This window comes from Microcoleus sp. B7-D4 (assembly GCF_036705125.1).
Classification (GTDB): Bacteria; Cyanobacteriota; Cyanobacteriia; order Cyanobacteriales; family Microcoleaceae; genus Microcoleus.
In genome coordinates this window covers 13,437-22,877 of the sequence record NZ_JAUBTT010000115.1, presented here as the reverse complement: position 1 = coordinate 22,877, position 9,441 = coordinate 13,437, and the positions used below count along the sequence as shown (strand labels likewise).

The 9,441-nt window shown below is 45.1% G+C and carries 4 protein-coding genes; 2 read left to right on the top strand and 2 right to left on the bottom strand.

Features of this window, described 5'->3' with window-relative positions; translation table 11 throughout:
• Positions 1 to 258 precede the first annotated feature (258 nt).
• Entirely contained in the window at positions 259 to 4,053 is a 3,795-nt protein-coding gene (locus QUB12_RS32170; protein ID WP_333310304.1) for a chemotaxis protein CheB, read from the bottom strand.
• Between the two features lie 431 nt (positions 4,054 to 4,484).
• Here QUB12_RS32170 and QUB12_RS32165 point away from each other — a divergent pair, with 431 nt between their 5' ends.
• Entirely contained in the window at positions 4,485 to 5,756 is a 1,272-nt protein-coding gene (locus QUB12_RS32165) for a transposase (RefSeq protein WP_333310302.1), read from the top strand.
• A 306-nt stretch (positions 5,757 to 6,062) separates the two neighbouring features.
• Here QUB12_RS32165 and QUB12_RS32160 read toward each other — a convergent pair whose 3' ends face one another.
• Positions 6,063 to 8,792, bottom strand: coding sequence for an O-linked N-acetylglucosamine transferase family protein (locus tag QUB12_RS32160; protein WP_333310300.1), 2,730 nt, complete (start codon positions 8,790 to 8,792; stop codon positions 6,063 to 6,065).
• 275 nt (positions 8,793 to 9,067) lie between these two features.
• Here QUB12_RS32160 and QUB12_RS32155 point away from each other — a divergent pair.
• On the top strand, positions 9,068 to 9,441 hold a 374-nt coding region (locus tag QUB12_RS32155), incomplete at its 3' end, for a calcium-binding protein (protein WP_445300688.1).

Here is a 9,441-nt window from a genome sequence, read left to right as displayed (position 1 = left end):
CTCATTATTGTCTCGGATGATTCACTTTTACGCCCTCAATCCGTCTATGTGCCAGTTGGGGGTGCGGAATGTGGGTTTTAAGATTGTTAATTATTGGCAGGTATTGTGGGTGAACCCGCCCCTACAAAAATCGCGATCGATCGACCGGTATAGCCCAATTTTCACTTTTTTTGACTCACAGTCAACAGTCAACAGCCAACAATCAACAGCCAACAGTCAACAATCAACAGTCAACAGTCAACAATCAACAGTTAACAATCATGGGATATCTGTTCGTAGCGGCAACCTCACGGTAAAGGTTGCCCCTTGTCCCTCACCCGGACTTGTTGCACTAACAGTACCGCCGTGGAGTTCTACTAAATGACGGACGATCGACAATCCTAGCCCCAATCCAGCGTCTCTGCGAGAGTAGCTACTATCCGCCTGACGGAAGCGATCGAACACATAGGGGAGAAAATCAGGGTTAATGCCCTTACCAGTATCGCTAACTTGGATTTGAGCCATGCCATCAATGTAGTCTAATGCGATCTCAATTCTTCCTCCGGTTGGGGTGAATTTAATCGCGTTTGAAAGTAGATTCCACACCACTTGTTGTAAGCGACTTGGATCGGCCAAAATCTTTGGTTTTAAAGGACTTAGCCTGGATTCAATTTGAATATTTTTGGCTTCGGCGGCGAAACGAATTACCCCGATCGCATTTTCAACCAGTGGATTGATCTCAACCTCAGAAGCATTGAGGCGAAATTGGCCTGTGGTAATCCGCGAAACGTCTAAGATATCATCGATGAGCTGGTTTTGTGCTTTGGCTGCGCGCTCGATCGTTTTTAGCGCCTCCTGGGTTTTAGCCTCGTCAAATTTTTTCACGCGCAGCAACTGTGCCCAGCCAATCATCGCATTCAGCGGCGTCCGCAGTTCGTGAGAGAGGACGGACAAAAACTCATCTTTGATGCGGTTGGCCTCCTCAGCAGCCGCACGGGCCGATTGTTCTTGAATCCGAAGGCTGCGTTCTCTCTCGTACTGTTTTTGATCGGTGATATCCTCGATCGCCAACAGAATCATCTGTGTATTGCCAACCGGAGGCATTTTGCGGGCATTGAGCAGCATTATTTTATGCCCGATCTGCTCAAAGTTATGCTCGACTTCAAAATCTTTAAACTGGGCACTGCCTGCCAGAATTTCTTTGAGGAGCGATCGCAACTTGGGAATATTCCACTGTCCATTACCGAGATCGAAAAATGATCGGTGCTCAGTTTGGTTCGGCATCACCTGAAACGTCTCGTAGAAAGAACGATTGGCGGTGAGCGCCCGCAGGTCGAGATCTAGCACTAGCAACGGTTCCCGCACGGTTTCCACGATCGTTTCGGCGTAATTTTTCGCTTCCATCAAGTGCTGGGCGCTGATTTTTAGCTCGTTGATATCGACCAACATCAGCACCGCCCCATCAATCTTGTGGTCGAGCGTCCGGTAGGGTCGAATATGCAGCTCGTACCAACGACCGTCTCGATCTTGAACCTCGTGAACTTTCAAATTGAGGGTGCGGATCACCCCTAAAATCCATTGCTCTAAGTCCGGTACTATCAACTTGTGAGTGATGTCGCTCAAAGACCGCCCGATATCGGCAGAAATCAAGTTGAAGATGCCTTCAATTGCGGGAGTAAACCGGCGGATTCGCAGGTCGTTTCCCAGCATCAGGATCGGAATATTGATGCTGGTCAGGAGATTCTCTAAATCGTTGCTCACCTCAGTCGATTCCAAATTGCGCCGCTGCAATTCGTCATTAATCGTGTTGAGTTCTTCATTGGTTGCCTGAATCTCTTCTTTCGCCGTTTCGAGTTCCTCATTCATGCTTTGCAACTCTTCGTTGCTCGACAAAATCTCTTCGTTGGCGGCTCTCAAGTCTTGATTAGCGGCTTGATGTTCTTGGACGATCGCTCCGAGATGTTCTTTTGTAGTTTTCAGTTCCTGTAGCAGCCTTGCAATCTCCTCACTTTCACCCTGTGAATGATCAGAGTTGACTCTCTCCTGGTCAGCAGCAGCAGGCATTGCAGAGATCGGGGACTCCTCTTGAAACAACACTAAAAAATACTCTTTTGCCGCAGCGCCGGCTTGGAATGGAATCACATTAATTCCGACCTGCCGGAGGCGAGCGCCGTCTTTAAGTTGGAAGCCTGCCCGTGCGATCGGCTGCTTATGATGTGAGGCTTCTTGAATTGCAGTACGCAGTTCCACGCGCAATCCTTCTTTTGCCATTCTCAGCAGGCTAAAGCTCGCTCTACCGGGAGCCGGTTCTAGGTAGGCATTCGTCTGTCCTCGAAATTGCAGAATCTCGCTGGCTGTGTTAATCACGACCCCGACAGGGGCATAGTGATTCAAAACAATGCGATCGGCCTCTTTCTCCATTTCGATTTCCTCCAATCTTTCGGCTTGCTGCGCTGGTGGGTTGGGTGGTGTCAGAGGATAGTTGCTAGCATTTAAATCCATGCTAAGCCAATGCGTTACCTGTTTTTTAGTATAAATTTTATTCTTTTTATCGAATACCGCAAACAATATTGATGAAAACTCTCCAACCGTTTCCGAAGTGCCTAACAGCAAAAAGCCCGTGGGCCCAAGCCCATAGTGGAACATTGGCAGCAGTTTTTTCTGCAACAGGGGTGTCAGATAGATCAGCACGTTCCGACAGGTAATCAAATCCATCCGCGAAAAGGGCGGATCGGCGATCAGGTTTTGTCTAGCAAAGACGCAGAGTTCGCGCACGGGCTTAGCGATTTGGTATCCGCCCTCGACTGGGACAAAGAACCGATGTAGGCGTTCGGGTGAAATATCGGCGACTTGGGCATGGGTATAAAAGCCACTGCGAGCGATCGCGATCGCATTTTCGCTGATGTCTGTGGCATATATCTGAATCGGCAGGTTAGTAGATCGAGCGGCTAAGAACTCTAGCAAGCAGATGGCCATCGAGTAAGCTTCTTCACCCGTTGAACAGCCGGCAATCCAAATTCGGATCGGTTTTTTCGGCGATTTATCTTTGACGATTGCGGGAAAAACAGTGCTGCTTAAGGCATCAAAGCTTTCTGGATCGCGGAAAAAGCTGGTGACATGAATTAAGACATCGTGATACAGCGCCGTTACTTCTGCCGGGGTGTTTTGGAGATATTCGGCATAATGTTCGATCCGTTCCAGCTTGTAGAGCAACATCCGCCGATGTATCCGCCGTTTCAAGGTGGTTTGCTTGTAGTGAGTAAAGTCAACTCCTGCAGCCGCCCGCAGCAAACTGTAGATAATTGCGATCGCATCTTCACTTGCGATCGCATCTTCGCTTGCGATCGCATCTTCACTTGCGATCGCATCTTCACTTGCGATCGCATCTTCCCTGCTGGTGGATTCTCTCGAAAGCCGATCGCTCATGTAGGGATGACGGCCGATCTCTGCTATTTTATAGGCTATTTTTTCCGGTGGCAAGATAAAGTCTACCTGACCCGTAGCCGCCGCAGTATTCGGCATACTGCTAACTTGTGCCGTATCTTCACATTGGGCAAAAGTAATACCGCCTGCGGCCTTAATCGCTTTTAACCCTTGGGCACCATCGCTGTCGCCCCCGGACAAAATGACGCCGATGGATTTGTTCCCCCGTTCTTCGGCGAGGGAAAACATAAAAATATCGACAGACATAAATACCCCCTTTCGTTTGCCGCGAGGCGTTAGCTTCAGCACTGATCGCTCGATGGTCATGCTGAAATTCGAGGGGATAACGTAGACCTGATTCGGTGCTATGAGCATCCCATCTGTCACCTCATGCACGGGCATCAGGGTCGATCGACCCAGAATCAAACTCAAGCCACTTCCCTGATTCGGCAACATATGCTGAATTATTACAAACGCCATGCCGGTATCGATCGGCAAATGGCTCAGTAATTGCATAAAGGCTTCCAATCCACCCGCCGATGCTCCTATGGCGACTACAGGAAATAAGTCGTTTTGATTGTTCTGCTGCTTTTGAGCAGTTTTGATACCAGCTTTAGGTCGAGATTTCTTGGAATACTTATTCTGACTCATTTTTTTACCAGATAGCTTCCTGGCGGCGTATTATAATTATATGGCATTTTAAGATATATATATATATCTTAAAATGGATAATGAGTCATCTACCTGCCGATATAATCTCTACGCGAAGTCGGTCGGTGCGCTCAAGCCATTTTAAAATCCTTATTGGGGAGTGCCATCTTTCCTAGCGGGGGACAAGATTGAAACGGGAAATCAGTTAAAAATTATCACAAAAATTGGGTTGAAAACCCCGTCCTTATAGGACGGCTTTGTAAGTAAAAGCATAAACTCAAATCCGCTCTATTAAGATTAAGAAAATATAAAAAATTAAAAACCTATAAATATTTTGCTATATACTAATAGTAATTCAAAAAAAGGAGGACTTAGGCTTGATAACAAACTATGTGTACAAGTTACGCCCCAATCAAACACAAGACTTAAAAATGTCCAATTGGACAGATATGTTGCGAAGTCACTATAACTGGTGTCTCAACGACAGAATCACTCAATACAGTCAGCAATTCATTCAAGGTAATTATTGCGACATTAGAACGCAAAGTGAAGCTTGCCCACTGACCAGTTGTGTCAGTAAAAATGGTGCAACCGGGGAACCCTGGAAAACAGGCAAAACTGATAAAGATGGAAAAGTCAAAAACCCTCGGCGCAATCCAGGCGACATTCAAATTACCGCACTGCCTGAATTGAAGACAGCTAGACCGTGGTTTGCGGGAATAGATTCAACTGTTCTACAACAGAACGTCAAACGGTTAGACACTGCCTACAAGAATTTCTTCGAGGGGCGTGGTTTTCCTAAATTCAAAAACCGCAGTAACTTTACTTCCTTCACATTCGCAATGGGAGTAAAAATACAAGGTAGTAAAATCTACTTGCCGAAGTTAGGCTGGATGCGTTTCCATAACTCCCGCACAATCCCCAATGGCTTTACCATTAAAGCTTGTGCGGTAAGAAAGCGACAAAATGGCTGGTATGTGTCTATTCGGATTGAGGACAAATCTGTTCCTGATTACACGACGAAACCACTGGAAAATGTCGTCAAAGTAATTGGTTGCGACTTAGGAATTGCGAAATTAGTCCATCTATCAGATGGAAGTCAAATTAAAAATCCCAAGTTTTCAACTACTAGAAAGGCTAAGCGTACCCTGAAGATTAGACAGAGACGTGTGAGTCAAAAAGTAAAGGGTAGCAAGAACCGCAAAAAAGCAGCCAAGAAACTAGGACTTTTCCACCAGAAGATTAGCGACAAACGCCAAGCATACCAATGGAAAGTTGCTAACCAAATAGTTTCTCGTAACGTTGACGTGATTGCTTTGGAGGACTTAAACGTCTCCGGTATGATGCGGCGGTGTCGAACGAAGGTTGACGAGGAAACAGGTAGATTTCTCAAGAATGGGCAGTCAAGGAAGAAAGGTTTGAACCGTTCTATCTCCGATGCTAGCTGGGGCGAATTAATTTTAAAGATTGAGTATCTCGCTGCAAAGCAAGGAAAGGTCGTGATCAAAGTTAATCCCAAATACTCTAGCCAAGAATGCCGGAATTGCGGTCACAGAGATAAGTCTAATCGAGATGGCGAAAAGTTTATTTGCACCGAATGCGGATATCACGAACACGCTGATATTGGCGCTGCAAAAACTATTCGAGATCGAGCTTTGAATTTGGTACGCGGGGACTCCGCGAAACCTGGCATTAGTGCCTAAACGCCCACGAAAATATCCTCACGCTCTCTGGAGCAAACGTGAGGAGTCTGGGAACCCTAGTAATAGGGATATTGAAGTAGAAATTCTTCAAGAATCCTCGTGCCTTCAGGCCGAGGAGTGTCAAACTAGATTGTACTGTTAAGAGTGGAGAATCAGTTAATTTTGCAGATTCTGCGATCGGACTATGAAGTCTGACCCCCAAAAAAACCATTTCGATCCTATTTTAATAGGATTACTTTCAAAAGACCCCGAAGGGTAGGGTAGGGAATCGGACTTTCTTTGTTTTTTTCAAAAAAGGGCTGAGTTCTAAAGCCGATTCACTATTAGCATTTTTTCAAATACCGAACCCAAAGCTGCCGAATAAGCGCGACTATCCAGAAAACTCGGCTGCTGCTGCATTTTGTATTGGATTTCATCGCGCTTTTGCTTTCGCAATTGGGCATTAATTCCGAGTGCGACACTCAAGTTAATATAAGACTCTTCGCTGTCAGCAATTAAATCAAACAACTGGATGTCTCGCAGGATGGCCGCCCCTTGTCGGGAACGCAAATTATTGCCATCTCTCACCACAGTGGGCAATCCAACTTCTAACGGATCGACTGTCGAATTTGCACCCGCGTAGGGATAGGAGTCGAGATAGACATCAGCCAGTTGTAACACTGCTTTCACATCTTCGCGATTGGCCAGGGTATTTAATAAAATTAAACGAGTGCGATCGATACTGTATTTATCAAAGATAGCAGACATTTTATTAATAAACGGCTGTTTGACGTAATCACCAGACCAGGTATTGCCGAAGGGATATAAAACCAGGACTGAATTAGGCACGGCTGCGATAATCTTTGCCCAAGTTTCCCTGAGTTCGGGAATAATCTTGAATGTATTAGCGCCGGAGATAAATACAACTGCTGTCTCGGAAATTCTCAAGCTTTTTCTCTCAAATTCAATACTTGCTTCTGCTTTTTGAATGCTATAATTGAAGCAAAATCCTGTCCCATCTAACATTACTAACCGTTCGCGATATTGTGCTTGCGCTTCTTGCAAAGGTTCCGTCAAAGTGCCGGAAATGTAGTAATCGATATTGCGGATGCCTGTAGTGACGGGAGATGCAAAATAGGTGGTCTGTAACCGCGCTAGGCGGTGCAAAGCTAGTAAAATGATGTTTTGAACGGCATTGGTGACGATCGACCCTACAAACAAAATATCCAGGTCATCGGCGCGAATCATCTCGACTTGACTGCGAAGTTCTTGTGGCAACTTCACCAGTTTGTCTGCCCGACTTTGACAGTATATATCCAAAGGGCGATCGCTCGCGTTGAGGACATATAAAATAATCTCAAATTTCTCTCTGTCTAAATGATCAAAAGCCGGGATAGTGGTAAAAGTTTCTGAAATGGGGGCGAAATTTGCTTTGAGAATGCCGAGGCGAATTTTGCCTCTGTTAGCGGGGCGTTTGTCAAAGCTGAAGTCAATCTGATGTCCCCTAGCTTTTAGGATAAATTCTAGAATATCCGAGCGCTTGGTATAGACATTTTTTAAGTTTTTGGTGCTAAAATAGAGGGGGACAAAGTTAACGGTATCTGCAAAGATTAAAGCAACATTTTGCCAAATCTCGGAGTCAGGATTGCTAAAAACGCGACTGTGAACTAAATCTACTAATTGCTGCATATAGCTACAATAGTTCTCGACTTCTCCCACTTCTTTAAAATAACTGGGGAAGTAAAGCATAAACTCCAGCAAATCGTTAAAAAACCACTGTGGAACAGCAGTTCTGCCATACTGTAACGGCAACTGATCGGCCCGGCGATACAGCATCGCTGCTAGCAAATATTGGATAGCTTCTGGGGCTTCAAATCCTTTAGCAACGTATTGAGATAAATCCTCAGCTTCCCGCTGTTCGGCATCAGTCAGCGGCTCGTCTCTCATACCGCTTGCTAATAGCATTTTCTGCGCTTTTCCCGCACTGCCAGAATAGCTGCTTTGCAGTTTATATGGTGGTGCAGATAGCCAAAATTCGGCTAATTTCTGGCGGGCTTGACGCAAATCTGTTAAGGCAGATTCATGGGATGTGCTATGATAGCGATCGATACAACTGGACAGCCAACTGAGAAATTGAGGCGACTCTGGGTTGAGCTGAACTTTGATAGTTTCCTGATGCAATCGCAGGGATAAACGCTCTAGACTTCCGCCATTTCGCGGCAAGGATAAGCTGGAAAATGGACTCGGCAAGTCGGCTACTAAATCTAGCTGATTGAGGATTTCAAAACATCCGCCCGATGTCAGATTGAGCACTTGAATTAGGGGATGGTTGAGCGGCAAGCTGCTCAGCATTTGAGGGTTATAAACTGACATCAAAGTATTTTTGATATCTGGTTCTTGGTTGTAGGGAGATTTCAGAGGCAGATTGAGCTTGAATTTTAATAATTCTAACACTTTACCGGGAGATGTTAGCAAGGTATTCAAATTTACGAGTAGGCATTGATTGTCATGGCGTTTATAGAATTCTAAGATGTGGCGATTATAAAGTTTCCATATCTTTAAGCAAGATTCTGGGTTTTGTGAGAAAAATGGGATGTTCAACCGCAAGATTGAATCGGTGACATCCCAAGGATAGCGGTAGACAAATAGATAACGAGCATTGGGGATGATTTGATTCCAGAAATCTAACATTAAACTGGTGCGCGGATCTTTCCAACCCCAAAGTTCTGAGTGGTTGGATCGAGATTTGACTAATTGCTTCGCCGGCTCTATATTAATGTTAAGTTTTTGCGCGTCTAGCTGTTCGCTTTCCGTCCAACCCCAATCTGGAAAACCTGTTTCGTCAGACAAAGAGCAAGTTTGCAGAATTGTTCGCTGAAATTCTACAAAATCACTATCTTCAAAGTAACCTGGGGGATTCCAATAGTTGCCTTTCAGGAGATTGTTTCCCAAGTCAAGACCTATTTTCTGTAGGAAAGCCGCCGTGAGAGAAGTTCCTGAACGGTGCATTCCAGTAATAATGAGTACAGGAGAATTGGTTCCACTATTTAATAACATTTATTACCTTCTTTAGGATTAAAAAAACTTACTTGTGGTTAATTAGTCTATTCAACTGATATATACTTACGTATATACGCTGAGAAAAATTTTGTTATTTTTGTAACAGTATGCTATTATAAATACCATCTTTTGTCCCAAATGAAACAAATTTTGCCTAAAAAAACTTTTTTGGAAAATTCGCATAATTTTTGGGAAAAAGCACTGATAGATAATTAGGGTGTAGTAGCTAAGTAAAATTAGCCCTCGCCTGTTTACAGTAAGCAGGAAAAAACATGGCAATATTTCTGGGTACATCCTTAGATGACACTCTCAAGGGCGGGTCAGGCAACGACAGCCTTTTTGGGGCAGACGGCAATGACTCTCTTACTGGTTCTGGCTCCAATAACACCTTAGATGGCGGTGCGGGCAATGATACGATCAATACCCAGTATGGCGGTGGCGGCAATGTGCTGCGAGGTGGTGCGGGTAACGATCTCTATCTTCTGTCGGCAAGCCAGTCGAGTCAGATTCAGGATACCGATGGCATCGATAATGTGTTGATCGGTTTTAGTACCTCAACCAGCATTGCCCTGTCGCTGTCGCCGGGAATTCTGGGCTTAGGGCGGCAAGGTACGAGTCTGGTAGTTGATATCAACAAAGACGGGAT

What these genes read in the sequence shown, in the direction of transcription:
- QUB12_RS32170 (WP_333310304.1), bottom strand. Translation starts at nt 4,053, where the DNA reads ATGAGTCAGAATAAGTATTCCAAGAAATCTCGACCTAAAGCTGGTATC.
- QUB12_RS32165 (WP_333310302.1), top strand. Translation starts at nt 4,485, where the DNA reads ATGTCCAATTGGACAGATATGTTGCGAAGTCACTATAACTGGTGTCTC.
- QUB12_RS32160 (WP_333310300.1), bottom strand. Translation starts at nt 8,792, where the DNA reads ATGTTATTAAATAGTGGAACCAATTCTCCTGTACTCATTATTACTGGA.